The organism is Litoribacter ruber, assembly GCF_018500185.1.
GTDB classification, from domain to species: Bacteria; Bacteroidota; Bacteroidia; order Cytophagales; family Cyclobacteriaceae; genus Litoribacter; species Litoribacter ruber.
On sequence record NZ_JAHBGI010000054.1, the window covers coordinates 1 to 816 of the forward strand.

An 816-nucleotide genomic window follows, 5' to 3' on the forward strand; every position below is an offset into this window, starting at 1 on the left:
ATGTTGGGGTCATTGGACACCCAGCCATCCACGGCTATTTTTCTTTCCTGCTCAGGCACATTGATGCGGATCTCGTCTATACAGGAGACCTGAAAGAAAAAAATAAAAAACACACATAGCTTTCCGAGCCTATCCATCAACTAAAGATGATGCTTTAATCCTGAAATTCAAAGTCCTCTATTAAATAACCCGTTATACCGACTGAGTTAATACCTGAGATTTCAAATCCAATAACTAATGGTCATAAATAGTTTGCTTAAAGGGCTCAGGAACCTCCATGGTCCCATCGGTGTAATATTCTACACATTCATACTGAAATTCACCAAGCTTTGGAATTTCCTCCACTCTATAGCGAAAACCGTCCTGAGGCGCATAAAAATTAAGTCGCCTCACCATCCTATAGTCAAACTTATGGTTGGCTGTTGAAAAGGTGCCCAATACCTTTTCACTTTCATCAGACAAATTCTTAATATTCCCCTCCAGGTTTGAGGGCATAGGATCAAATATATTTCCAGTGTTTTCCTGCTGCTCTTGAATTAAGGATAAATAAGAAGTTTGGAAAGAGTTGAGTCCATACATTTCAATTTCTAAATAAAATCTTCCCAAGCGATTCATAGGCAGTGCCACTACAGTAAACTTACCCTCAGAACCCATTCCTACGTTGTTATAATAGGAATTGACATTTATTTTGGGGGTTAAAATATCATGATATAAATAACAGGTGCACGCACATTCAACAGGAGGTGGGGGTTGGATTTCAGGATCATACTGGGTGTGAACTTCCTCAATTCCCTTTGTCTTAAAATAATAACCATA

The 816-nt window shown here is 38.7% G+C and carries 1 pseudogene; it reads right to left on the reverse strand.

The annotated features are described in order from the left end of the window. Window positions 1-234: 234 nt before the first annotated feature. A pseudogene (locus KIH41_RS18045) lies at window positions 235-816 on the reverse strand (hypothetical protein); the annotation flags it as partial.